The organism is Lysobacter terrae, from assembly GCF_054782215.1.
Genome location: NZ_BAAGSX010000001.1, coordinates 556,483 through 579,652 on the forward strand (window position 1 = coordinate 556,483; position 23,170 = coordinate 579,652).

The following is a 23,170-nucleotide window of genomic DNA, read 5'->3' on the forward strand; positions in this document are numbered from 1 at the left end:
GCTCAGCGTCGTCCGCCCAGCACTGATCCGGCCAGCCCGATCAGATCCGAGAAGTCCGCATCGCCGTCGCCGTCGCGATCCAACACGGCACCCAACAGACCGCCGCCCAGGCCGCCTTGCTGACGGATCTCCTGGTGTTCCTGGCCCAATACCTGGCCCAACGCCTGCGGCGTGGCGTTGCCCTGCGACAGCAGGCGGCGCGAGAGGTACGCAAGCACGATCGGCGCGAGCAGCTTCAGCAGCGAGCTCGCCTGCGAACCGCCCAGGCCCGTGGCGGCGCCCAGTCCCTGTGTGGCGTTGTTCTGTTGATTGCCGAAGACGTGTCCGAGTATCTGCGCGCCCTGGCCGCCACCACCGAGGACCGAACCCAGCACGCTGCCAAGATCGAGGCCGGCATGATCGCGTTGCAGCGCACCGAACAAGGCTTCGGCACCTTGCGCTTGGCCGGTGTTGCGGCCCAATGCACCGAGCAGCAGCGGTAGCGCGGCGCCGACGGCATCCTGCGTTTGCGTGGGGGACAGTCCGAGTTGCTCGCCGATCTGCTGCAAGGGAGCGCCTTGAAGCTGCGACATCAGGTCGTTGCTGAGCGATGCGCTCATGGGGTTGCCTCGCTTGGGTCGGTCGGGGGATGAAACGCCATCCTAGTCCTATTCGAAGCACGCGAATTTGACAAAAAAACGACGCCCGGCGGGGCCGGGCGTCGTCGCATCGTCGGTGCGGGTTGCGGCCGTTACGCCGCGTATTCCAGGTCGAAACGGTCCAGGTTCATCACCTTGGTCCACGCCTTCACGAAATCCCTCACGAAGTCCGCTTCGCCATCGCTGGCGGCATGCACTTCGGCCAGTGCGCGCAGCTGCGCGTTCGAGCCGAAGATCAGATCGGCCATCGTCGCGGTCCAGCGCACTGCTCCGGTCTTGCGGTCGCGGCCTTCGAAGACGCCAGGCTCGGATTCCGAGGGGCTCCATGCGGTCCGCATGTCGAGCAGGTTCACGAAGAAATCCGGCGTGAGTGCGCCCGGACGCTGGGTAAACACGCCGTGTCGCGTGTTGCCCGTGTTGGCACCGATGGCACGCAGGCCGCCGACGAGCACCGCCATCTCCGGCGCGGTGAGCGTCAGCAGGCTCGCGCGATCGATGAGCGCGGTCGCGGCGAGTTTTTCCGCACCCTTACGGATGTAGTTGCGGAATCCGTCGGCCGCCGGTTCGAGCACGAGGAACGAGTCGACGTCCGTCTGCGCTGGCGTGGCATCCATGCGCCCCGGGGTAAACGGCACGGTGACGTCATGACCAGCCTTCTTCGCCGCCGCTTCGACTGCCGCGCTGCCGGCCAGCACGATCAGGTCGGCGAGCGAGATCTTCTTGCCGCCGCTCTGCGCGGCGTTGAAGTCGCGCTGGATCGATTCGAGCGTGGACAGCACCTTGTCCAGTTCCGCCGGCTCGTTGGCTTCATAGTTCCGCTGCGGTTCCAGGCGGATGCGTGCGCCGTTGGCGCCGCCGCGCAGGTCGGTACCGCGGAACGTGGAGGCCGAGGCCCAGGCCGTCTTGACCAGTTGCGCGACCGGCAGGCCGGAATCGAGCACCTTCTTCTTCAGCGCTGCGATGTCGGCGGCGTTGACCAGCGGGTGATCGACGGCGGGAATGGGGTCCTGCCAGATCAGGTTTTCCTTCGGCACCAGCTTGCCGAGATAGCGGATCTTCGGGCCCATGTCGCGATGGGTGAGCTTGAACCACGCGCGCGCGAACGCGTCGGCGAATTCGGCCGGGTTCGCCATGAAATGCCGCGAGATTTTTTCGTACGCCGGATCCAGGCGCATCGCGAGGTCGGCGGTGGTCATCATCGGCTGGTGTTTCTTGCCGGGGATGTGCGCGTCGGGCACGTTGGTGTTGGCGTCGCCCTTGGGCTTCCACTGGTGCGCGCCCGCGGGGCTCTTCGTCAGCTCCCATTCGTTACCGAACAGCGTTTCGAAATACGACATGTCCCACTGGATCGGCGTCGCCGTCCATGCGCCTTCGATACCGCTGGTGATCGCGTGCGCACCGATACCGCTCTCGTAGGTGCTCTTCCAGCCCAGGCCGAGTTCTTCGATGTTCGCGCCTTCCGGTTCGCGGCCGAGGTGCGACTCCGGCCCCGCGCCATGCGCCTTGCCGAAGGTGTGGCCGCCGGCGACCAGGGCGACGGTCTCGTAGTCGTTCATCGCCATGCGGGCGAAGGTTTCGCGGACGTCACGGCCGGAGGCGACAGGATCCGGATTCCCATTCGGTCCTTGCGGGTTCACGTAGATCAGGCCCATCTGCACCGCGCCGAACGGATTGGCGAGTTCGCGCTCGCCGCTGTAACGCTCGTCGCCGAGCCAGGTGGATTCCGGGCCCCAGTCGATCGGTTGCGGTTCCCACACGTCCTCGCGGCCGCCGCCGAAGCCGAAGGTCTTGAAGCCCATCGAATCCAGCGCGACGTTGCCGGCGAGGATCAACAAATCGGCCCACGACAGCTTGCGTCCGTACTTCTGCTTGACCGGCCACAGCAGGCGGCGTGCCTTGTCGAGATTGCCGTTGTCCGGCCAGCTGTTGAGCGGTGCGAAGCGTTGCTCGCCGGAGCGCGCGCCGCCACGTCCGTCGAAAATGCGATACGTGCCTGCGGCATGCCAGGCCATGCGGATGAAGAAGGGGCCGTAATGGCCGTAGTCGGCGGGCCACCAGTCCTGCGAGTCGGTCATCAACGCATGCAGATCCTTGATGACGGCATCCAGATCGAGTGTCTTGAACTCCGTCTTGTAGTCGAAGCCTTCGACCATCGGGTCGGACAGTTCGGAGTGCTGATGCAGCACATCCAGGTTGAGTTGATCGGGCCACCAGTGGGAGTTGTTGCGCGTCTTCCGGTGACTCATCACCGGGCATTTCGATTCCAGGTTCATACGGGACTCTCCTCTGTCGTGGGCACGCCGCCGTGGGGGAGGGCGTGCGGGTGGCGAAGATGGCGTGCTCGTAGTCGGGATCCGGCTGGCTGCCGCCGAGTCCCGTGCGAAAGCGTGCCTTGCGTGTTTTGCAGCGCGTGGTCAGCCGTGGCTACCGACGCCGCAGCAACAACCCAAAGGTACGCGCCGTCCAGCGAGAGGAGAAATTGAATGTACGAACCAAATCGATAGCGCTGGGCTATCGATTTGGGCGGCGCGCCGATTGCCGGAACGTCGCCGCCGCTCAGAGCAGATGCCGCAACCGGTACAGCGCTTCGAGGGCCTGCTTCGGTGTCAGCTCGTCGGGATCGATCGCGGCGAGGGCATCCAGCGCGGCCGAGTTCGGTGCGAACAGGCCGAACTGCTGCGGCTGATCCAAGGCGACCGGCGTCAGCGCCGGCTTCGGCGCATCGCGGCTCTGTTGTTCCAGTTCGTTGAGCCGGCCGCGCGCCTGCTTGACCACCGACTTGGGCAGGCCGGCGAGTGCGGCGACCTGCAGGCCGAAGCTGCGGTCGGCGGGGCCGTCCTTCACCGCGTGCATGAAGACCAGCGCGTCGCCGTGCTCGACCGCATCCAGGTGCACATTGGCGATGCCGCTGCCCGGTTCGGCGAGCGTGGTCAGCTCGAAATAGTGCGTCGCGAACAGCGTGTACGCGCGGTTGTGGTGGGCCAGATGCCGCGCGCAGGCTTCGGCCAGCGCCAGGCCGTCGTAAGTCGAGGTCCCGCGGCCGATCTCGTCCATCAGCACCAGCGACTGCGCGGTTGCATGGTGGAGGATGTACGAGGTCTCGCTCATCTCGACCATGAAGGTCGACTGGCCCCGCGCCAAGTCGTCGCCGGCGCCGATGCGGGTGAGGATGCGGTCGATCGGGCCGAGCACGGCGCGCGCGGCCGGCACGAAGCTGCCGATGTGCGCGAGCAGCACGATCAGCGCGTTCTGCCGCATGTAGGTCGATTTGCCGCCCATGTTGGGGCCGGTGATGACCAGCATCCGTACTTCGACAGCCTCAGCATGAGCGGAGAGCCGCTGGCCGAGGATGAGATCGTTGGGTTCGAACGGTTCGCTGCGTACCGCTTCGACGACCGGGTGGCGGCCGCGCTCGATGCGGATGCCGGCTTCTTCGGCGAGTTCGGGCTGCGACCAGTCGAGCGTCTGCGCGCGCTCGGCGAAGCAGGCGAGCACGTCCAGTTCCGACAGCGCCGCGGCGCAGCGCTTGAGCGGCTCCAGGCGCTCGTTCAAGGCATCCAGCAGTTGTTCGTAGAGCAGGCGTTCGCGGGCCAGGGCGCGTTCGCGCGCCGACAGGACCTTGTCTTCGAACTGCTTCAGCTCTTCGGTGATGTAGCGCTCGGCGCCGGTCAGCGTCTGCCGCCGCGAATAGTGCGTCGGCGCCTTGTCGCTCTGGCCTTTGCTGATCTCGATGTAGTAACCGTGCACACGGTTGTAGCCGACCTTGAGCGTGGCGATGCCCGTCGCGGCGCGTTCGCGCGCCTCCAGGTCGATCAGGAACTGGTCGGCGTTCGTGGACAGCGTGCGCAGCTCGTCCAGTTCGGTGTCGTAGCCCTCGGCGAAGATGCCGCCGTCGCGCGCCAGTACCGGCGGCTGCGGGACGATCGCGGATGCGAGCAGGTGCGCGTGCGCATCGTGCTCGCCCAGTTCGTCGGACAACGCGCGCAGGTGCGGCGAATCCAGCGGCTGCAACTGCGCGCGCACGGCCGGCAGCAGCGCGAGGCCGTCGCGCAGCGTGGACAGATCGCGCGGGCGGGCGGAGCGCAGTGCGATGCGGGACAGGATGCGTTCCAGATCGCCGAGCGCGCGGAAGCTCTCGCGCGTGCGTTCGGCGACCCCGGATTCGCTAAGCGTCGCGACGGCCTGATGACGCAGGCGCAGCGTGCCGCGATCGCGCAGCGGACGATGCAGCCAGCGCCGCAGCAGGCGTCCGCCCATCGGCGTGATGGTGGTATCGAGCACGCCCAGCAGGGTCGTGCGGGTGTCGCCATCGATGCGGCTGTCGAGTTCGAGATGGCGACGCGTGGCGGCGTTCATCGCGATGGCGCCGTCGCCCGATTCGACCGCGATGGAAGTCAGGTGGGGCAGGCGCTGCTTCTGCGTCTCTTCGACATAACCCAACAGCGCGGCGGCGGCCGCAACCGCCTGTGGCTTGTCGTCGATGCCGAAGCCGGTGAGGTCGTGCAGGCCGAAGAAGCGCAGCAACTGGCGGCGGCCGCTGTCCGCGTCGAACAGCCAGGGCGCGCGGCGTCGCGCGCCGTTGCGGGTGGCGACGAAGGCGGGCCAGCCCTCCTCGTCGGCGATCAGGGTTTCGGCCGGTTCCAGGCGGGCGAGTTCGGCTTCCAGCGCGTCCTCGCTGGCGACTTCGTTGGCGAGCAGGCGGCCAGCGGCGAGGTCGGCCCAGGCGATGCCATAGCCGTGCTTGCCGCGCGCGATCGCGAGCAGCAGCGTGTCGCGCCGCTCGTTGAGCAGGGCCTCGTCGGTCACGGTGCCCGGTGTGACCACGCGGACGACCTTGCGTTCGACCAGCCCCTTCGCCAGCGCGGGGTCGCCGATCTGTTCGCAGATCGCCACCGATTCGCCCAGGGCCACCAGGCGGGCCAGGTAGCCCTCGTAGGCGTGATGCGGCACGCCGGCCATGGGAATCGGCTGGCCCGCGGAGTTGCCGCGCTGGGTCAGGGTGATGTCGAGCAGCCGCGCCGCCTTGCGGGCGTCGTCGTAGAACAGCTCGTAGAAGTCGCCCATGCGGAAAAATAGCAGCACGTCCGGGTACTCCGCCTTGGCGGCGAAGAACTGCTTCATCAACGGGGTGTGCTCGGGAGTGGGAGCCGGGGTGTTGCCGTGCATGGGAACGTGCGGGTCCATAAATCTGCAGGCGCCGGTGTGCGCCATGCGCGCAATGATGACAGCTGCGGCCGGCATCGGGCAGGGCACGAATAGACCGCCCGTTTCATGACCGGCGTCGCAAAGCGTGATAGGTTCGGCCGGCCCGGCGGATTGCGAGTCCGTCCGTCGGTGGGGGCAAGGGGAAGCCGCGCGGGGGGCGCGGTAGCGAGGGCTGGCTGCCTAGACGCGCAGCATCGGCCCATTCGACGGAGGGGTGCGCAATGCGTCCGAACGACACTCAGAAGAAGTTGCTGTCGCTGGCCGTAGCCGCGGCCATGGCATCGATGCTGGCCGCGCCGGCTTTGGCCCAGGAAGCGGCTCCAGCTTCCGGCGCCAATGACGAGGAAAAGGCGACGACGCTGTCCGAACTGGTAGTCACCGCGCAGAAGCGCGAAGAGACCATGCAGGACGTGCCGATTTCGCTCACGGCTTTACCCGAACAATTGATGCGCGACACCGGCGTGCGCGACATCAAGGACATGCAGATCCTGGTGCCGGGCCTGATCGTGACCAGCACGCAGAACGAGGCGATCACCACCGCGCGTATCCGCGGCATCGGCACGGTGGGCGACAACGCCGGCCTGGAGTCTTCGGTCGGCGTCGTGATCGACGGCGTGTACCGTCCGCGCAACAGCGTGGGCTTCGGCGACCTGGGCGAGCTGGAGCGCATCGAAGTCCTCAAGGGCCCGCAAGGCACGGTCTTCGGCAAGAACACCTCGGCCGGCGTGATCAATGTGATCACCCGCCGACCCAGCTACGAAACCGCCGTCGAAGGCGAGCTCACGTTCGGCGATTACAACGCGCTCGGTGCCGCCGGTGCGTTCAACACGGCGCTGGGCGACAACGCCGCGATGCGCATCTACGCGGTGAAGCGCAAGCGCGACGGCTTCATGGACGTGCACACCGGCGCAGGTCCGCGCCAGGAGAAGGAAGACGGCGATCAGAACTTCCATTCGCTGCGCGGCCAGCTCTTGCTGGAACCGACCGAAAACCTCGACATCGTCCTGATGGCGGACTTCACCAGCCGCGAGGAGAACTGCTGCGCGGCCGCGACCATCGTCCGCGGTGCGACCGCGGCCATCGTCGATGCGCTGGCGACCGATGAGGGCGTCGCGCCCGCCGGCACCGATCCCTTCGATCGCCAGACCTGGAGCAACCGCAGCACCGCACAGGACATCAAGGACAAGGGCGTGCAGGGCGAGGTCAACTGGATCACGCCGTGGTTCGGCGGCGCGACGCTGACGTCGATCACCGCTCACCGCGAGTGGGATGCGATCAACGGTCTGGATTTCGACTTCACCAGCGCCGACATCCTGTATCGCAATCCGGACGAGGACGAATCGCTGACCGCGTTCGACACCTTCAGCCAGGAATTCCGGCTGACCGGTTCCACCGAGCACCTGGACTGGATGGTGGGCGCGTTCTATTCGGACGAGGACCTCGACCGCAACGACTCCTATCGCATCGGCGCCGCCTACGAGCCCTACATTTCGACGCTGGTGGGCTCGCGAGTGTTCAGCTCGCTCGCCGCGATGGGCTTGACGGTCAACGCGGCCAATCCGGCGGCGTTCCTCTCGCAGGTGAGCGGCCAGCCGTTCGGCACCAACTTCACTGGCTTGGGCGCGCTCGACCGGCATCGCCAGAACTCGAAGAGCAAGGCGTTGTTCAGCAACAACACCTGGCATGCCACCGATGCGCTCGATCTGACCTTGGGTCTGCGCTACACGCAGGAAGACAAAGAGCTGGACTCGGTCTTCAGCAATCCCAACGGCAGCGTCGGTTGCGGAGCGGTGCTGAGCAATCCGGGACTGCGCGTTGGTACGGCGCTGGCGCAGCGCATTGCGAACTGGGCAGCGCTGCCGCCCGCGCAGCGCGCGGCGATCGTCAATGCCGTCGCGCCCACCATCGCGGGCTTCATGTGCCTGCCGTGGGCGAACGCGCTGCACAACGGCCGCGTGACGCATCAGGACCGCACCGAACGCGAGTGGTCGGGCACGTTCAAGGCGGCCTACCGCTGGAACGACAACCTGATGACGTATTTCTCCGCCGCTCGCGGCTACAAGGCCGGCGGTTTCAACCTGGATCGCGTGCAATCGGCGAACGGACAGTCGTCCGCAGGTGCCGGCGTGACGCCGGTGGACGACACCTCGTTCCCGGGCGAATTCGTCGACAGTTACGAGCTGGGTGCCAAGACCACTTGGGCGGACGGCAATCTGCTGTTCAACGCCACGCTGTTCCACCAGACCTACGACGACTTCCAGCTCAATAGTTTTCTTGGCACCAGCTTCGTGGTGCGCTCGATTCCGAAAGTGGTATCGCAAGGTATCGATACCGAACTGCTGTGGCAGACCGGCATCAAGGGGCTGAGCTTCCAGGGCGGCCTGACCTATGCCGACACCAAGTACGGCGATGAGCGTCCGACCGCGGAGTTCAGCGATCAGCCTGCCACTGCGCCGGGATCGCTGTACAAGCTGCCGGGCAGTCAGGCGAGCTTCGCGCCGAAGTGGTCGGGATCGGGCTCGGTGACGTACGAGTGGGGCTTCGGCAACGACCTGGTCGCGCGCTTCAATCTCGGCGCCAAGTACATGTCCGAGTACAACACCGGTTCCGACCTGGACGTCGAGAAGGAGCAGGACGCCTACACCGTCGTCAACGCGCGTATTGGTCTGGGGCGCAAGGACAAGCGCTGGGGCATCGAGCTGTGGGCGCAGAACCTCACCGACGAGGAGTACATGCAAGTGGCGTTCGACGCGCCGCTGCAGGCGCCGGGTACCTCGCTGCCGGGCGATCCGCTCAACTCGTACAACGCCTTCCTCGGTGCGCCGCGGACCTATGGCGTGACGTTCCGCTTCAGCTACTGATTCGAAGTTGCGAAGACGACGGCTCGCTATGGCGGGCCGTCGTCTTTTTTTGCCGCGTCGCTATAGTGCGCGCATGAACGAATCGCTCTCCGACGCATCGCTGCAAGCGCTTGCCCGCGAGTTGGGCGCCGCGGCGCAGGCGGCCCACCACATGTTGGTCACCGCCGAAAGCTGCACCGGCGGCTGGATCGCCAAGGTGCTCACCGACATCGCGGGTTCCTCGGCGTGGTTCGAATGCGGAATCGCCGCGTACAGCTACGAATCGAAGCAGGCCCTGCTGGGTGTGCGTCCGGAAACGCTGGAGCACCACGGCGCCGTCAGCCGCGAGACCGTGCTCGAAATGGTCTCAGGCGCTCTGGTCCACTCGGGCGCGACGCTGTCCGTGGCGGTCACCGGCATCGCCGGGCCCGGCGGCGGAACGACCGACAAGCCGGTCGGCACCGTCTGGATCGGTTGGAAGCGGCGCGGCGGTTACGCCACCGCTGAGCTTTTCCATTTCGACGGCGATCGCGAGGCGGTCCGCCGGCAGACCGTGCACGCCGCCTTGCAGGGGTTGCTCCGCCTGGCCGGGTAGCAGTCCCTAGCGGGTGCTTGCTTTTTGAAAAAGGTCATTAGTAGTATTGCTACTAATGAACCTGACCGACACCCAGCGCGCCATCCTGGCCCACATCGCCGAGCGGATCGAAAGCGAGGGCGTGCCGCCTTCGCAGACCGAAATCGCGACGGCCTTCGGTTTCAGCAGTGTCCGCGCCGCCCAGTACCACCTGGAGGCGTTGGAGCGGGCAGGGGCGATCCAGCGGGTGCCCGGCCAAGCCCGGGGCATTCGCCTGACCCAAGCGCAGACGAAGCCGGCTGCGAACGACGACGCACTGCGGCTGCCGGTGCTGGGCCGGGTCGCGGCGGGTGCGCCGATCGGCGCCGGTACGGATCTGGAAGCGGACGACTACGTCCTCCTCGACAAGAACTTCTTCGCCCCCGCACCCGATTACCTGCTGAAGGTCAAAGGCGACTCGATGCGCGACGAGGGCATCTTCGACGGCGATCTCATCGGCGTGCACCGCACCTCCCAGGCCCGTAGCGGCCAGATCGTGGTCGCTCGCGTCGACGACGAAATCACCGTCAAGCTGCTGAAGATCGGCAAGGACCGCATTCGCCTGCTGCCGCGCAATCCGGACTACGCGCCGATAGAAGTGCTGCCCGATCAGGACTTCGCGATCGAAGGCCTCTATTGCGGTTTGGTACGGCCCAATCGATGAGCGCACCGATGCACGCGGTGTTTTCCTACCCGCCGATCGGGAATGCACCGCTTCCTGCTGTCGCGCCGGCGCTGCAGACTTTTTTCAGGGCGGTGAGCTCGCGTCTCAGCCTCTGCGATACGCGCCCAGTAACCTGATCCCAACGCACACAAACACCGAACCTAAGGAACCGCCACGATGGATGAGAACAAGAAGCGCGCCCTCACGGCTGCCCTGAGCCAGATCGAAAAGCAGTACGGCAAGGGCGCGGTCATGCGCATGGGCGACCAGGTGGCCGAGCCGGCCGAGGTCATCGGCACCGGTTCGCTGATGCTGGACATCGCGCTGGGCATCGGCGGCCTGCCCAAGGGCCGCGTGGTGGAGATCTACGGTCCGGAATCCTCGGGCAAGACCACACTGACCCTGCAGACCATCGCCCAGTGCCAGAAGGCCGGCGGCACCTGCGCCTTCGTCGACGCCGAGCACGCGCTCGACCCGACTTACGCCGCCAAGCTCGGCGTCAACGTCGACGACCTGCTGGTCAGCCAGCCCGATACCGGCGAGCAGGCCCTGGAAATCGCCGACATGCTGGTGCGCTCGAACGCCGTGGACATGGTGGTGATCGACTCGGTCGCCGCGCTGACGCCCAAGGCGGAAATCGAAGGCGAGATGGGCGACCAGCTGCCGGGCCTGCAGGCCCGCCTCATGAGCCAGGCGCTGCGCAAGCTCACCGGCAACATCAAGCGCAGCAACTGCATGGTGATCTTCATCAACCAGCTGCGCATGAAGATCGGCATCATGATGCCTGGGCAGAGTCCGGAAACCACCACCGGCGGCAACGCGCTCAAGTTCTACGCCTCGGTGCGCCTGGATATCCGCCGCATCGGCTCGGTGAAGAAGGGCGACGAGATCGTCGGCAACCAGACCCGCATCAAGGTGGTGAAGAACAAGATGGCGCCGCCGTTCAAGCAGGTCATCACCGAGATCCTGTACGGCGAAGGCATCTCGCGCGAAGGCGAACTCATCGACATGGGCGTGGAGGCCAAGCTCGTCGAGAAGTCGGGCGCCTGGTACGGCTACAACGGCGAGCGCATCGGCCAGGGCAAGGAAAACGCCCGCCAGTTCCTCAAGGACAACCCGCATCTCGCCGTGCAGCTGGAAGCCGCGCTGCGTGAGAAGTTCAAGCCCGCCGAGGCCCGTCGCGATGAAGGGGCGGACGATTCCGCCGATTGATCGATCAGGCGCGCTCGTGGATGACGTTTCGCCAGTGGACGATGGTTCGAACTTGGAGCGTTCCGACTCGGAACGTTCCCACTCGGAACCTCAGCGCCCAGCCCGCAAACCGCGGGAACTGAGCGCGACCCAGCGGGCCTTGGGATTGCTCACCCGGCGCGAACATTCCAGGAAGGAGCTCACCCGCAAGTTGACCTCGCGTGGCATGGACGCCGCCGAGGTGGAATCGGCCGTCGCGAAGCTGGCCCATGACGGCTGGCAGAACGACATCCGCTTCGCCGAAAGCCTCGTCCGCGCCCGCGCTTCCGGCGGCTACGGCCCGGCGCGCATCCGTGCGGAACTCTCCACCCATGGCCTCGACCGCGAGGCCATCGCCGCCGCCCTGGACACTTTCCATGGCGACTGGGCCGAAATCGCCTCCGACCTCGTCCGTCGGCGCTACGGCCCGGTCGCCGCCCTTGACCTGAATCAGCGGCGCAAGGCCGCTGATTTTCTCTTGCGACGCGGCTTCGACGCGGCCAGCGCGCGGGCCGCCATCCGGGCGGATTTCGAGACCGACTGACCCCCGGCGGGCTGCACAGCCCGAGCCTGCGTTGCCGTGCGGTGCCTGCTACCCTAGAGGGCTTTCCCACCTGGGTTGCCCGCTCGGCCTTTCGCCGCCATCTTGGCCGGCAGGGGCCGGTCGCCGTGACCTGCCCAGCCCTCAACTGCGCCAGGCATGAAAACTACTACCGAAATCCGCAGCGATTTCCTCGAATTCTTCCGCTCCAAGGGCCACGCCGTGGTGCCCTCCAGCTCGCTGGTGCCGGGCAACGACCCGACCCTGCTGTTCACCAACGCCGGGATGGTCCAGTTCAAGGACGTCTTCCTCGGCGCTGAAAAGCGCAGCTACACGCGCGCGGTGAGCTCGCAGCGTTGCGTGCGCGCCGGCGGCAAGCACAACGACCTCGACCAGGTCGGCTACACCGCGCGCCACCACACCTTCTTCGAGATGCTGGGCAACTTCAGCTTCGGCGACTATTTCAAGAAGGACGCGATCGTCTGGGCCTGGGAACTGCTGACCGAAGTCTGGAAGCTGCCCAAGGACAAGCTGCTGGCCACCGTCTATCACACCGACGACGAGGCCTTCGACATCTGGAACAAGATCGTCGGCCTGCCGCCGGAGCGGATCATCCGCATCGGCGACAACAAGGGGGCGCCGTACGCGTCCGATAACTTCTGGCAGATGGCCGACACCGGTCCCTGCGGCCCGTGCACGGAAATCTTCTACGACCATGGCGAACACATCGCCGGTGGTCCGCCCGGTTCGCCGGACGAAGACGGCGACCGCTTCATCGAAATCTGGAACAACGTCTTCATGCAGTTCGATCGCCAGCCCGACGGCACGCTGGTGCCGCTGCCGGCGCCGTGCGTCGACACGGGCATGGGCCTGGAGCGAGTGTCCGCGGTGCTCCAGCACGTGCACAGCAACTATGAAATCGATCTGTTCCAGCATCTGATCAAGGCCGCCGCCGCGATCACCGGTACGAGCGATCTCGAACACAAGTCGCTGCGCGTCATCGCCGATCACATCCGCGCCTGCAGCTTCCTCATCGTCGATGGCGTGCTGCCGAGCAATGAAGGCCGCGGCTATGTCCTGCGCCGGATCATCCGTCGCGCCGTGCGCCACTTCTGGAAGCTGGGGGGGCTCAGCGCCGAAGGCAGTTTCTGGCGCATGCTCGCGCCGCTCATCGATGTGATGGGTCAGGCCTATCCGGAGCTGGTGCAGAAGCGCGAACTCGTCGAGCGCGCGCTCAGGGCCGAAGAGGCCGCTTTCGCGCAGACGCTGGACGCCGGGATGCAACGTCTCGAAGGCTATCTGGCGCAGTCGGGCGGCAAGATCGACGGCGAGCAGTTGTTCCTGCTGCACGATACGTACGGATGTCCGCCGGACCTCATCGCCGACATCCTGCGCGAACGAGATTCCGAGCTGCAGCCGGAAGCCATGGCCGAATACGAGCGCCTGATGGAGCAGCAGCGCGAGCGCGCACGCGCGGCCGGCAAGTTCGGCGGCGGCGTCGCGCTGCCGGCGGAGCTGATCTCGCAATTGAAGCCGACCGAATTCATCGGCTACGAGCACCTGGAGGCCGGTGGTCTCGAGGTCGTCGCGCTGCTCAAGGACGGCAAGCCCGTCGACACGATCCAGGCGGGCGACGAAGCCATCGTCTTCCTCGACCGCACGCCCTTCTATGCGGAAAGCGGCGGCCAGGTCGGTGATACGGGCCAACTGGCGGAACAAGGCGTGATGTTCTCGGTGCGCGACACCCAGAAGCTCGCCGGCCAGTTCCACGGCCACGTCGGCACGCTCACCGCCGGCACCCTCAAGCGTGGCGATCACATCGTGGGTGCGGTCGATCATGCGCGCCGCGCCGCTACCGTTCTGAATCACAGCGCGACCCACTTGCTGCATGCCGCGTTGCGCAACGTGCTGGGCACGCATGTCACGCAGAAGGGCTCGCTGGTCGCACCCGAACGCCTGCGTTTCGACTTCTCGCATTTCCAGCCGCTGACCGCATCCGAGCTGGCGCAGATCGAACGCCAGGTCAACGCCGAGGTCCGGGGCAACCATGCCGCCGAGATCCGGCACATGGACATGCAGGAAGCTCTGGACTTCGGCGCCATGGCCCTATTCGGCGAGAAGTACGGCGAGCGCGTGCGCGTCCTGCGCATGGGCGACACCTCCACCGAGCTGTGCGGCGGCACGCACGTTTCGCGTACGGGCGATATCGGTTTGTTCAAGATCGTGTCTGAAGGCGGTGTCTCCGCCGGCGTGCGTCGCATCGAGGCCCTGACCGGGCAGGGCGCGCTCGACTACGTGGCCGAAGAAGAGCGCCGTCTGGATGAAGCCGCCGACCTGCTCGGCGGCAACGCCGCGGACGTCGCCGACAAGCTGCGTGCACTGCTCGATCGGCAGAAGAAGCTTGAGCGCGAACTGGAGTCCCTCAAGGCCAAGGCCGCGTCCGGCGCGACTGCGGACTTGGCCGGTTCGGCGGTCGACGTGCGTGGTGTCAAAGTAGTGGCGGCGCGATTGGAGGGCTTCGATGCCAAGGCGTTGCGGGACGCGGTGGACCGCTTGAAACAGCAGCTCGGGGATGCAGTCGTCGTCCTGGCGGGCGCGAGCGAAGGCAAGGCGGCGCTGATCGCCGGCGTGAGCGGTTCACTCACTGGCAAGGTCAAGGCGGGAGAGCTACTGTCCCATGTGGCCACTCAGATCAATGGCAAGGGCGGTGGACGTCCGGACATGGCCCAGGGCGGCGGCGACGACGGCCCGGCCCTGCAGCAGGCACTGGCCGGCCTCGCGGACTGGGTGGCGAAAAAACTGGCATGATGCGCGGTGTGGTATGTGACAGGGGACGCTGAACTTCCTGGCCGCACTCGCGGTCCATGGAACGCCGGCGTTGTTTTCGAAGAAGTAAGGCGTCCTAGAGGACTGGACGCCCTGGCCGGCGATCTTGGCCGGTATCTGAGGAGATTTGCATGCTTATCCTGACGCGTCGCGTCGGCGAGACTTTGATGATCGGTGACTCGGTAACGGTCACCGTGCTCGGTGTGAAGGGCAACCAGGTGCGTATCGGCATCACGGCGCCCAAGGACGTCGCGGTCCATCGCGAGGAGATCTATCAGCGCATACAGCGCGGAGAAGGCGTCTCCGAGCATGACCGCAAGGCCGACGGCGGTTAAAAAAGTTTGCCGCGCATGCGCAGAGCCGTTATGCTCTGCGCCCCGCGGAGACTTGCCCGAGAGGCCGAAGGGGCTCCCCTGCTAAGGGAGTATGGGGTCAAAAGCTCCATCGAGGGTTCGAATCCCTCAGTCTCCGCCAGTTTTCTATCGCAAAAATCAGTGCCGATGTTTCGAAGCGTTGACGGAGCGATAACAACTGAGCATAATTCCGCTTCTAGCTTTTGCGCCCGTAGCTCAGCTGGATAGAGCACCAGGCTACGAACTTGGTGGTCGGGAGTTCGAATCTCTCCGGGCGCGCCATACAACAGAAGGCCGGCGGTTTATCCGCCGGCCTTTCTGTTTTTGCGGCCCGGTCTTTCGCATCGTTCCGACATCGGTGCCTCGCTGCAGTCGCCGCAACCTCTGCCTCGCCACTTGCTCATCGGCTATGTTTCGTGAACACAGCATCGTTCGCAGGCCGCCGGGGATCAGGCAATGACATCACGCAACACCGTGCTTGTAGCCGGATCGGCGAATCTCGATTTCGTCGTGCGCGCGCCGCATATCCCCGCGCCGGGCGAAACCGTGCTCGGAAGCAACTTCGAGACCTTTCCCGGCGGCAAGGGCGCGAACCAGGCCGTGGCGTGCGCGCGTGCCGGGGGCGCGCATACGCGCATGCTGCTGGCGCTCGGTGCGGACGCTTTCGCCCAGCCGCTGGAGGCTTCGCTGCGCGATGCAGGCGTCGATGCGCACATCGTCCGCATCCAGGAGGAGGCGACCGGCGTTGCCTTCATCTGCCTTTCCGACGACGCGGAGAACGCGATCACCGTGGCTCCGGGCGCGAACTCGCGCCTGCAGGCCACCGACCTGCCTGATTTGTCCGATGTGTCGCACCTGCTGCTGCAATTGGAATCGCCGCTGGATGCGGTGACCGCCTGGGCTCACGCCGCCCGGCAGGCGGGCGTAGCCGTGGTCTTGAACGCAGCGCCAGCGCGTGCGTTGCCTACGGAGCTGCTGGCCGCGGTCGACATCCTCATCGTCAACGAAGGCGAATTGCACGCCGTCACGGGCGTCCGTGGGATTCCCGAGGCGGTGGCCGTGCTCGGCGACAGGGACGTCATCGTGACCCTAGGCGCGCGCGGCAGTTGTGCGAGCGCCCGCGGAAACTGGTTGCTGCAACCGGCCTTCCAGGTCGAGGCCATCGATACTACGGGTGCGGGCGACACCTTCTGCGGCGTTTTCGTGGCCGCCCTGGCGCAAGGCCATGGCTTTGCGAATGCGCTGCAGCGCGCCTCGGCAGCATCGGCACTGGCCTGCACTCGCGTGGGGGCGCAGACAGGCGTGCCTCACTTCGACGAAGTGGATGCATTGCTTGTCGGCGGCCGCGCCACTTCCAGCGATGAGCTCGCGCGCTACTGCGGGTTGGATCCAAGCAAGGACTAGAGCTGCCGCATCAGGCAGTCGACGACCGCCTGCGGCTGCTTCATCCATTCGAAGTGGCCGGCGCGCGTCTGCAACGTGCTTGCGTCCAGGCGGTCGATGCGGTGCCTGGACTTGGGCAGTTTGGAGAGCAGGAAGCGCGCGGAACCCACGGGCGCCAGCCAATCCTGCGCGAGAACGACGGCGTGGGATTCGACCCGCACCGATGCCATCGCCGCTTCGAGATCGGCATCCAGTCCGCGCGCGGCATAGCGGCCGCTCAACGCGCTGCGCGCCCAGTCCTGGATCAAGCTGCGCGATTCGTTGCCGCCGAAGCCGATGCTGTGCCCCGGCAGGAATCCGCGGCGCTGCGCCAGCCACGGCAGAAACCGATACGTCATCGGCAGCCACCAGCGCGTGCGCGGCGGAAACGCGCGCCAGTACGGCGAGCCGCTGGCGACCAGCCACAACGTTGCCGCTGCGTCGGGTGTCATGCCCAGATGGCAACAGGCCAGTTGCCCGCCGAGGCTATGGCCGCCGAGCATGCGCGGCAGGCCATCGAGCTGCTGCGCTATCGCCGCTTCCGTCGCGGGCAGATCCAGTTGCAGCAGCTCGCGATAGCCCCAGTCGCTCTCGCGCGAGGGCCGCAGCGTGCTGCTGCCGTTGCCGCGCCAGTCGTGGATGAAGACCGCGATTCCCTGTGCGCACACAGCGTGTGCGAAAGGCAGATAGTGCTTCGCGGCCACACCCATGGCGGGCAACCACAACAAGCGCGCCCGTGGCTGCGCGGGAATGACGCCGAGCACCTGCCAGCGATGGCCATCGCTGGCTTCGACATCCAGCTTGTGCAACGTCGGTTCGCTCATCGCGGCGCCGCGCCGAAATGATCGAGCACGACAATTTCGCTGCGACCTGGGCGGTAACCCAGTCGCAGGGCCGCATGCACGTAGTCGCCTGCCGCGCCGCAGGCTTCGATCAAGGGTAGGCCGCGACAGAGGTTGGCGGCGACGGCCGAAGCCAGCGAACAGCCGGTGCCATGCGCTTCGAGTTGCAGGCGCCGATGGCGGTACGGCGTGATGCCCGTGGCATCGGCGAACAGATCGATCACATCGCCGTCGTCGGCGAGATGGCCGCCCTTGAGCAGCACGGCGCAGACGCCGGTGCTCAGCAATGCGCGGCAGGCCGCCTGCATCGCGTCGTGGCTTTCGATCGCGTGGCCCAGCAGCAGTTCCGCTTCGGGCAGGTTCGGAGTCACCAGCGTCGCCAGCGGCAGCAGTCGGGTGCGCAGGGCCGCCAGCGCCGCGGGTTCGAGCAGGCGCGCCCCGGACGTAGCAACCATCACCGGATCGAGCACGACGTGGCGCGGCGCATGATGCTCGAGCGCGTCGGCCACCGCGTGGATCACCTCGGCGGTCGCCAACATGCCCAGCTTCACCGCGCCGATGTCGAAATCGTCGAAGCAGGCATCGATCTGCGCGCGCAGGAACGTGGTCGCGGGAACCTCCACGGCGGTGACGGCCCGCGTGTTCTGCGCGGTCAGCGCCGCGATGGCGCTGAGGCCGTGAACGCGATGTGCCGCGAAGGTCTTGAGATCGGCCTGGATACCGGCACCGCCGCCGGAATCCGAGCCGGCGATGGTCAGTGCGGAGCGGGGGCGAGAATCGGTCATCGGGTCTCTTCGGTTGCGTCGGTGCCGGTGAGCTGGCCTGCCAACGCCAGCGCCGCTTCATAGTCGGGAACAAAATACAGCTCGCCATCGCGTGCATGCAGTTGCATCTGCGCGATCACCCGCTGCGGTTGCGGCCGCAAGCCCGAAACCACCAGCACGATGCCACGTCGGTGGCAGCGTTCCAGCAGGGCCTTGAGCGCATGCACGCCGCTGGCGTCGATCAGCGGCACCAGGCGCATGCGCAGGATGAAGACGCGCGGCGCCACGCGGAATTGGTCGAGCAGGTCATCCAGCCGGTTCGCGGCGCCGAAGAACAGCGCGCCGCTGATCTGGAACACTTCCACGCCTGGCGGCAAGTGTTCGCGCTGCGATGGCGTAGCTTCGCTCTCCAGGCCATTTTCTTCCACCAGCTTCACGCCCGAGCTCACTTCGAACGCATCGGCCATGCGGAACATGAAGATGAAGGCGGCCGTGACCAACCCCACCTCGATCGCAACGGTGAGGTCGAAGAAGACGGTGAGGAAGAACGTGAGCAGCAACACCAGCCGATCGCCCTTGGGCGCAGAGAGAGTGTGGCGAAAAGCTTCGGCTTCGCTGATGTTCCAGGCGACCACGAGTAGCACTGCCGCCAGCGCCGCCAGCGGGATGTAGCGCATGAACGGCGCCAGCGCGAGCATGAACACCAGCAGGAAGACCGCATGCAGCATGCCCGCGACCGGCGTGCGCCCGCCAGCGCGGACGTTGGTCGCCGTGCGTGCGATCGCGCCGGTGGCAGGCAGGCCGGCGAACAAGGCGGAGACACTGTTGGCCACGCCCTGCGCGACGAGTTCCGCGTTGGAGCGATGGCGTCCGCCGGTCATGCCGTCTGCAACCACGGCCGACAGCAGCGATTCCACGCCGGCAAGAAAGGCGATGGTGAGCGAACTGGGCAGCAATTCGCGCGTGCGTTCGAACGGAATATGCGGAAAGTCGAAGGTCGGCAGCGCGGAGGGCAGGGCGCCGAAGCGGGAACCAATGGTTTCCGCCGGCAATGCGAAGCCGCTGCTCACCAGCGTGCACAGCAGCAGCGCGATCAGAAACACCGGCCAGTTGGGTCGCCAGCGCCGCACAACGAGAATCACCGCCAGTCCGAGTACGGTAAGCGCCACCGCGGCGGGCTGGAGAGTGCCGATGTGCTGTGCATAGCTCGTCCAGCGCGGCAGGAACTCCGCCGGCGGCGTGCCCATCTGCAACCCCAGTGCGTCCTTGATCTGGCTGGAGAAGATGCTCACCGCGATGCCCGCCGTGAAGCCGGTGATCACCGGCTGCGGCATGTACTTCATCAGCGTGCCTAGCCGCAGCAGGCCGGCGGCGATCAGCATCAGGCCCGCGAGCAGCGTGCAGAGGATCAGCCCGCCGTAGCCGAATTTATCGATCACCACGAACACCACCGGCACGAACGCCGCGGTCGGGCCGCCGATCTGCACGCGCGAGCCGCCGAGCGCGGAGATCAGGAAGCCGGCGACGATCGCGGTGTGCAGGCCTTTTTCCGGCGTAGTGCCGGAAGCGATCGCCAAGGCCATCGCCAGTGGCAGTGCGACGATGGCGACGGTGAGTCCGGCGGTCGCGTCGGCGCGCAGGTCGCGGAGGCGATAGCCGCCACGCAGCACCGTGACCAGCTTGGGCACGAACAAGGGCAGGTACTGCCTGACAGTGAGCGTTTGCACCTTCCCTCCCGACGGCTGGAACGCGGCTTCGCCATGGCGATGCGTAGCGATCTCGCCGGCCGCGGCTGCAAAGCTAACCGACTTCCGCTTCCGAGTCCTGCCGGATCGTGCGCCAGTGGCGGAAGGCGGTGTAGCCGATGCCCACCAGCCCGGTCAGTGCCGCCGGCACCGCGAGCGCGTCATAACCGAAGTGCTGGAACAACCACGCGCCGATCATGCCGCCGGCGAAGAAGCTGCTGATGATCAGGGTACTCAGCGCCAGGCGCCGCTTCGGCAACGGCAAGCCGCGCAGAAAGTGGCCCAGACCGATGCCCAGGTCGGTGAACATTCCGCTCAGGTGCGTGGTGCGTATCACCGCACCGCTGAACGTCGTAGCCATCGCGTTCTGCAGCCCGCATGCCGTGGCGGCTAGCAGCACGCCGGCGATGTGCTGGCGCTTGAACAGCATCATCGCGACGAACAGGAGGATCGACTCGATCGCCAGCACCACCCCATAACGGCGTCCCAGTCGCAGCGTGCTGTCCTGGATGATCATGCCGCTGAGCGCCGCCCCACCGGTGAACGCGGCGCCGACCGCGAAGAGATTCGACGCCGCGCGCGTATTGCCTTCCACGATGGCCGCACCGAGCAGGGTGGTGGTGCCGGTGAGGTGCGTCACCGCCTGGTGTTCGAAGCCGAGATACCCGACTACGTTGACCATGCCCGCGACGCAGGCCAGGCAGCCCGAGCCCAGCCACACCCAGCGCGGCAGCTGCACGCCCATACCGCTTACAACACTTCGGACGCGTAATCGGCCAGGCGCGAGCGCTCGCCGCGACGCAAGGTGACGTGCGCACTGTGCGCCCAGCCCTTGAAGCGGTCGACCGCGTAGGTCAGGCCCGACGTGGTTTCGGTCAGATACGGGGTATCGATCTGCTCGACGTTGCCCAGGCACACGATCTTGGTGCCGGGACCCGCGCGCGTGATCAGCGTCTTCATCTGCTTGGGCGTGAGGTTCTGCGCCTCGTCCAGGATCAGCCAGCGGCTCAGGAACGTGCGGCCGCGCATGAAGTTGAGCGAGCGGATCTTGATGCGCGAAGCGAGCAGGTCGTTCGTGGCCGCACGGCCCCAGCTGCCGCCTTCCGGATTGTGCGTGAGCACTTCCAGGTTGTCGGTCAGCGCGCCCATCCACGGCGTCATCTTTTCTTCTTCGGTGCCGGGTAGGAAGCCGATGTCTTCGCCCACGCTGACCGTGGCGCGGGTCATGATGATTTCGCGGTAGCGTTGCTGGTCCATCGTCTGCGCCAAGCCCGCCGCCAGGGCGAGCAGCGTCTTGCCGGTGCCGGCGGTGCCGAGCAGGGTGACGAAGTCGATTTCCGGATCCATCAGCGCGTTGAGCGCGAAGTTCTGCTCGCGATTGCGCGCGGTGATGCCCCACACCGCGTGCTGGTTGTGGCGATAGTCGTCGACGATCTGCAGGATCACGCGCTCGCCTTCGACGTGCGCGACCTTCATTTCCGCCTCCTCGTCGCCGGGGAGATATAGGAACTGGTTCGGATACCAGTCGTCGTCCTGGCCGCGGCGGATTTCGTAGAAGGTCCGGCCCTTCTCGGTCCAGGAACGCAGGTCCTTGCCATAGCGCTGCCAGAAATCCTCGGGCAGGGCCGTCGAACCGGTGTAGAGCAGGCTGAAATCGTCCAGCGCGCGATCGTTCTCGTAATCCTCCGAGTCGATGCTGGCGATCGACGCCTTGATGCGCAGGTTGATGTCCTTGGAGACGAACACTACCGGCGTACCGGGCTCGCTCTCCTTCAGCGCGAGGATCGCGCCCAGGATGTGGTTGTCCGGGATGACCGCGCCGAAGCGCTTGCCCGAGTCGAAGTCGCGGGTCTGGAAGCGCAACCGACCGATGCTCTGCGCGCCGCGCAGCTGCAGGCCTTGCGGGCGGCTGAGGGTGATGCCTTCCGAGATCGGGCGGTTGCCGTGGCTCTCGACCAGTTCGTTGAGGAAACGGCTGACCTGGCGCGCGTTGCGGCTGGCTTCGGTGTTGCCTTTCTTGCCGTTGTCCAGCTCTTCGATCACCTGCATCGGCAGGTAGACATCGTGCTCCTCGAATTTGAACAGCGCGGTGGGATCGTGCATGAGCACGTTGGTGTCGAGGACGTAGATGCGCTTGCTTCGGGTCATCATGCTTTCCTGGAGGCGGAGCGTGCGAAAGCGGGGCAGGGGCAGACCGCCACAAACCCGCGAAGCGGGGTGGCAGGATCGTTGGAACGCGGAGTGATCACTTCGTTGCGGCAGCCTTGAGTGCGTCGTGCACGGCCTGGGCATGGCCGGGGACTTTTACCGGGCGCCATGACTGGACGATGACGCCCTTGGGATCGATCAGGAAAGTGCTGCGCTCCACGCCGACGTATTCGCGGCCGTAGAGCTTCTTCGGCTTGATCACGCCGAAGGCATTGCACAAGGCTTCGTCGGCGTCGCTCACCAGGTCGAACTTGAAGCCCTGCTTGGCGCAGAAATTCTGATGCGACTTGAGCGAGTCGCGCGATACGCCCAGCACGGTGGCGTCCAATTTCTTGAACTTGGGCAGCAGCGCGTTGAAGTCGAGGCCTTCGGTCGTGCAGCCCGGCGTGCTGTCTTTCGGATAGAAGTACAGGACCAGCCAATGGCCCTTGTAGTCGGAGAGGCGGCCTTTCGTGCCGCTGGAAAGCGCGATGGGTAGGTCGGGAATCTTGTTGCCAGTGTCCAGCATCGTTCTCTCTGCCTGGTGCGCCGGGCCTGCCGGCGCGGTATTGCACTCGCCCCCAGCGTGCCGCAGTCGGCCGGGCGGCGCAACACCTCAGAACTTCATCGGATCCATGATCGCATCGAGGTTAAGGTGGTCGCAGAATTCGAGGAAGTCATCGCGCAGCGCAGCAATGTGCATGCTCGCGGGAACGCCGATCGTCACCTGCGCCGAGAACATGTCCGCACCGGTCTGCATCGCGCGGTAGCGCGAACAGTGCAGGCTCTCGATGGTGATGCCCTGGCGATCGAAGAAATCCGCCAGTTGGAACAGGATGCCGGGCTTGTCGGCCGCCACGACCTCGACCACGTAGGGCAGCAGGTTGGACTGCACCTGCTTGGGGCCGGTGCGGTACCAGTTGAGCTTGAGGCCTTCCTCGCGCTCCAGCCGGGCCAGCATGGCCTCGAGCTTGGCGACGGCGTCCCACGGGCCCACCGCCAGGGCGGTGACGGAAACGTCACGTCCCACCGTGGACAGTCGCGCGTCGACGAGATTGCAGCCACTGTCCGTGATCCGCCGCGTCACCGACAGCAGCGGCGACTCCGGATGCGTCGTATACGCATTGATCAGGAGGTGGTTTTCGTTCGGCGACGGCCGGGGAGCGTTATCGGTCAAGGCGGCGCCTGGCGTTGGGGGCAAGATACAGCGGCGACCAGCATACTTGCCCGCGGTTTCGGGCCGCAAGTAACATTCAGGTGAATTTTGCGAGCCTGTTCGCCGATTTCGACGCCGTATTTC

The 23,170-nt window shown here is 66.1% G+C and carries 18 protein-coding genes and 2 tRNA genes; 10 read left to right on the forward strand and 10 right to left on the reverse strand.

Annotation, left to right across the window (positions count from 1 at the left end; translation table 11 throughout):
• Window positions 1–2: 2 nt before the first annotated feature.
• From ACYVJ8_RS02725 to mutS, 3 genes are all read right to left on the reverse strand, one after another.
• Complete coding sequence (locus ACYVJ8_RS02725; protein ID WP_460709355.1) at window positions 3–599, reverse strand: DUF937 domain-containing protein; 597 nt, start codon at window positions 597–599, stop codon at window positions 3–5.
• Window positions 600–730: 131 nt separating this feature from the next.
• Entirely contained in the window at window positions 731–2,911 is a 2,181-nt protein-coding gene (gene katG / locus ACYVJ8_RS02730) for a catalase/peroxidase HPI (protein WP_460709356.1), read from the reverse strand.
• Between the two features lie 283 nt (window positions 2,912–3,194).
• Window positions 3,195–5,804: a DNA mismatch repair protein MutS gene (gene mutS, locus ACYVJ8_RS02735; RefSeq protein WP_460709357.1), complete on the reverse strand. Its 2,610-nt coding sequence runs from the start codon at window positions 5,802–5,804 to the stop codon at window positions 3,195–3,197.
• A gap of 260 nt (window positions 5,805–6,064) precedes the next feature.
• Here mutS and ACYVJ8_RS02740 point away from each other — a divergent pair, with 260 nt between their 5' ends.
• From ACYVJ8_RS02740 to ACYVJ8_RS02785, 10 genes are all read left to right on the forward strand, one after another.
• The gene (locus tag ACYVJ8_RS02740) at window positions 6,065–8,704 is read left to right on the forward strand and encodes a TonB-dependent receptor (protein WP_460709358.1); all 2,640 of its coding nucleotides are present in this window, start codon (window positions 6,065–6,067) and stop codon (window positions 8,702–8,704) included.
• 73 nt (window positions 8,705–8,777) lie between these two features.
• Entirely contained in the window at window positions 8,778–9,278 is a 501-nt protein-coding gene (locus tag ACYVJ8_RS02745; protein WP_460709359.1) for a CinA family protein, read from the forward strand.
• A 55-nt stretch (window positions 9,279–9,333) separates the two neighbouring features.
• Complete coding sequence (gene lexA, locus ACYVJ8_RS02750; protein ID WP_460709360.1) at window positions 9,334–9,960, forward strand: transcriptional repressor LexA; 627 nt, start codon at window positions 9,334–9,336, stop codon at window positions 9,958–9,960.
• A 177-nt stretch (window positions 9,961–10,137) separates the two neighbouring features.
• Window positions 10,138–11,172 (forward strand): recombinase RecA, encoded by a 1,035-nt coding sequence (gene recA, locus ACYVJ8_RS02755; RefSeq protein WP_460709361.1) that lies wholly within the window; start codon window positions 10,138–10,140, stop codon window positions 11,170–11,172.
• A gap of 52 nt (window positions 11,173–11,224) precedes the next feature.
• On the forward strand, window positions 11,225–11,734 hold the full coding sequence (locus ACYVJ8_RS02760; protein WP_460709362.1) for a regulatory protein RecX: 510 nt from the start codon (window positions 11,225–11,227) through the stop codon (window positions 11,732–11,734).
• Window positions 11,735–11,890: 156 nt separating this feature from the next.
• Window positions 11,891–14,539: an alanine--tRNA ligase gene (gene alaS / locus ACYVJ8_RS02765; protein ID WP_460709363.1), complete on the forward strand. Its 2,649-nt coding sequence runs from the start codon at window positions 11,891–11,893 to the stop codon at window positions 14,537–14,539.
• A 149-nt stretch (window positions 14,540–14,688) separates the two neighbouring features.
• Window positions 14,689–14,892 (forward strand): carbon storage regulator CsrA, encoded by a 204-nt coding sequence (gene csrA, locus ACYVJ8_RS02770; RefSeq protein WP_460709364.1) that lies wholly within the window; start codon window positions 14,689–14,691, stop codon window positions 14,890–14,892.
• A 46-nt stretch (window positions 14,893–14,938) separates the two neighbouring features.
• Window positions 14,939–15,031 (forward strand) — tRNA-Ser (locus tag ACYVJ8_RS02775).
• Between the two features lie 84 nt (window positions 15,032–15,115).
• Window positions 15,116–15,192 (forward strand) — tRNA-Arg (locus ACYVJ8_RS02780).
• 174 nt (window positions 15,193–15,366) lie between these two features.
• Window positions 15,367–16,314 (forward strand): ribokinase, encoded by a 948-nt coding sequence (locus ACYVJ8_RS02785; RefSeq protein ID WP_460709365.1) that lies wholly within the window; start codon window positions 15,367–15,369, stop codon window positions 16,312–16,314.
• Here ACYVJ8_RS02785 and ACYVJ8_RS02790 read toward each other — a convergent pair.
• The 7 genes from ACYVJ8_RS02790 to ACYVJ8_RS02820 all read right to left on the reverse strand — a co-directional run bounded on the left by ACYVJ8_RS02790 (window position 16,311) and on the right by ACYVJ8_RS02820 (window position 23,047).
• Complete coding sequence (locus ACYVJ8_RS02790; RefSeq protein ID WP_460709366.1) at window positions 16,311–17,156, reverse strand: alpha/beta hydrolase family protein; 846 nt, start codon at window positions 17,154–17,156, stop codon at window positions 16,311–16,313. The two genes, ACYVJ8_RS02785 and ACYVJ8_RS02790, sit on opposite strands and share 4 nt — an antisense overlap.
• On the reverse strand, window positions 17,153–17,959 hold the full coding sequence (thiD, locus tag ACYVJ8_RS02795; RefSeq protein WP_460709367.1) for a bifunctional hydroxymethylpyrimidine kinase/phosphomethylpyrimidine kinase: 807 nt from the start codon (window positions 17,957–17,959) through the stop codon (window positions 17,153–17,155). The genes ACYVJ8_RS02790 and thiD overlap by 4 nt, the downstream gene beginning before the upstream one ends.
• The gene (locus tag ACYVJ8_RS02800; protein WP_460709368.1) at window positions 17,956–19,665 is read right to left on the reverse strand and encodes a SulP family inorganic anion transporter; all 1,710 of its coding nucleotides are present in this window, start codon (window positions 19,663–19,665) and stop codon (window positions 17,956–17,958) included. Before ACYVJ8_RS02800 ends, thiD begins: the two co-directional genes overlap by 4 nt.
• A gap of 73 nt (window positions 19,666–19,738) precedes the next feature.
• Window positions 19,739–20,428: a YoaK family protein gene (locus ACYVJ8_RS02805; RefSeq protein WP_460709369.1), complete on the reverse strand. Its 690-nt coding sequence runs from the start codon at window positions 20,426–20,428 to the stop codon at window positions 19,739–19,741.
• 5 nt (window positions 20,429–20,433) lie between these two features.
• The gene (locus ACYVJ8_RS02810) at window positions 20,434–21,831 is read right to left on the reverse strand and encodes a PhoH family protein (protein WP_460709370.1); all 1,398 of its coding nucleotides are present in this window, start codon (window positions 21,829–21,831) and stop codon (window positions 20,434–20,436) included.
• A 97-nt stretch (window positions 21,832–21,928) separates the two neighbouring features.
• A complete protein-coding gene (locus ACYVJ8_RS02815) occupies window positions 21,929–22,399 on the reverse strand; it encodes a peroxiredoxin (RefSeq protein ID WP_460709371.1) in 471 nt (156 codons plus the stop codon).
• An 87-nt stretch (window positions 22,400–22,486) separates the two neighbouring features.
• Window positions 22,487–23,047, reverse strand: a complete 561-nt coding sequence (locus ACYVJ8_RS02820) for a glycine cleavage system transcriptional repressor (protein ID WP_460709372.1) — start codon at window positions 23,045–23,047, stop codon at window positions 22,487–22,489.
• Window positions 23,048–23,170 lie beyond the last annotated feature (123 nt).

What these genes read in the sequence shown, in the direction of transcription:
- ACYVJ8_RS02725 (WP_460709355.1), bottom strand. Translation starts at nt 599, where the DNA reads ATGAGCGCATCGCTCAGCAACGACCTGATGTCGCAGCTTCAAGGCGCT.
- katG (WP_460709356.1), bottom strand. Translation starts at nt 2,911, where the DNA reads ATGAACCTGGAATCGAAATGCCCGGTGATGAGTCACCGGAAGACGCGC.
- mutS (WP_460709357.1), bottom strand. Translation starts at nt 5,804, where the DNA reads ATGCACGGCAACACCCCGGCTCCCACTCCCGAGCACACCCCGTTGATG.
- ACYVJ8_RS02740 (WP_460709358.1), top strand. Translation starts at nt 6,065, where the DNA reads ATGCGTCCGAACGACACTCAGAAGAAGTTGCTGTCGCTGGCCGTAGCC.
- ACYVJ8_RS02745 (WP_460709359.1), top strand. Translation starts at nt 8,778, where the DNA reads ATGAACGAATCGCTCTCCGACGCATCGCTGCAAGCGCTTGCCCGCGAG.
- lexA (WP_460709360.1), top strand. Translation starts at nt 9,334, where the DNA reads ATGAACCTGACCGACACCCAGCGCGCCATCCTGGCCCACATCGCCGAG.
- recA (WP_460709361.1), top strand. Translation starts at nt 10,138, where the DNA reads ATGGATGAGAACAAGAAGCGCGCCCTCACGGCTGCCCTGAGCCAGATC.
- alaS (WP_460709363.1), top strand. Translation starts at nt 11,891, where the DNA reads ATGAAAACTACTACCGAAATCCGCAGCGATTTCCTCGAATTCTTCCGC.
- csrA (WP_460709364.1), top strand. Translation starts at nt 14,689, where the DNA reads ATGCTTATCCTGACGCGTCGCGTCGGCGAGACTTTGATGATCGGTGAC.
- ACYVJ8_RS02785 (WP_460709365.1), top strand. Translation starts at nt 15,367, where the DNA reads ATGACATCACGCAACACCGTGCTTGTAGCCGGATCGGCGAATCTCGAT.
- ACYVJ8_RS02790 (WP_460709366.1), bottom strand. Translation starts at nt 17,156, where the DNA reads ATGAGCGAACCGACGTTGCACAAGCTGGATGTCGAAGCCAGCGATGGC.
- thiD (WP_460709367.1), bottom strand. Translation starts at nt 17,959, where the DNA reads ATGACCGATTCTCGCCCCCGCTCCGCACTGACCATCGCCGGCTCGGAT.
- ACYVJ8_RS02805 (WP_460709369.1), bottom strand. Translation starts at nt 20,428, where the DNA reads ATGGGCGTGCAGCTGCCGCGCTGGGTGTGGCTGGGCTCGGGCTGCCTG.
- ACYVJ8_RS02810 (WP_460709370.1), bottom strand. Translation starts at nt 21,831, where the DNA reads ATGACCCGAAGCAAGCGCATCTACGTCCTCGACACCAACGTGCTCATG.
- ACYVJ8_RS02815 (WP_460709371.1), bottom strand. Translation starts at nt 22,399, where the DNA reads ATGCTGGACACTGGCAACAAGATTCCCGACCTACCCATCGCGCTTTCC.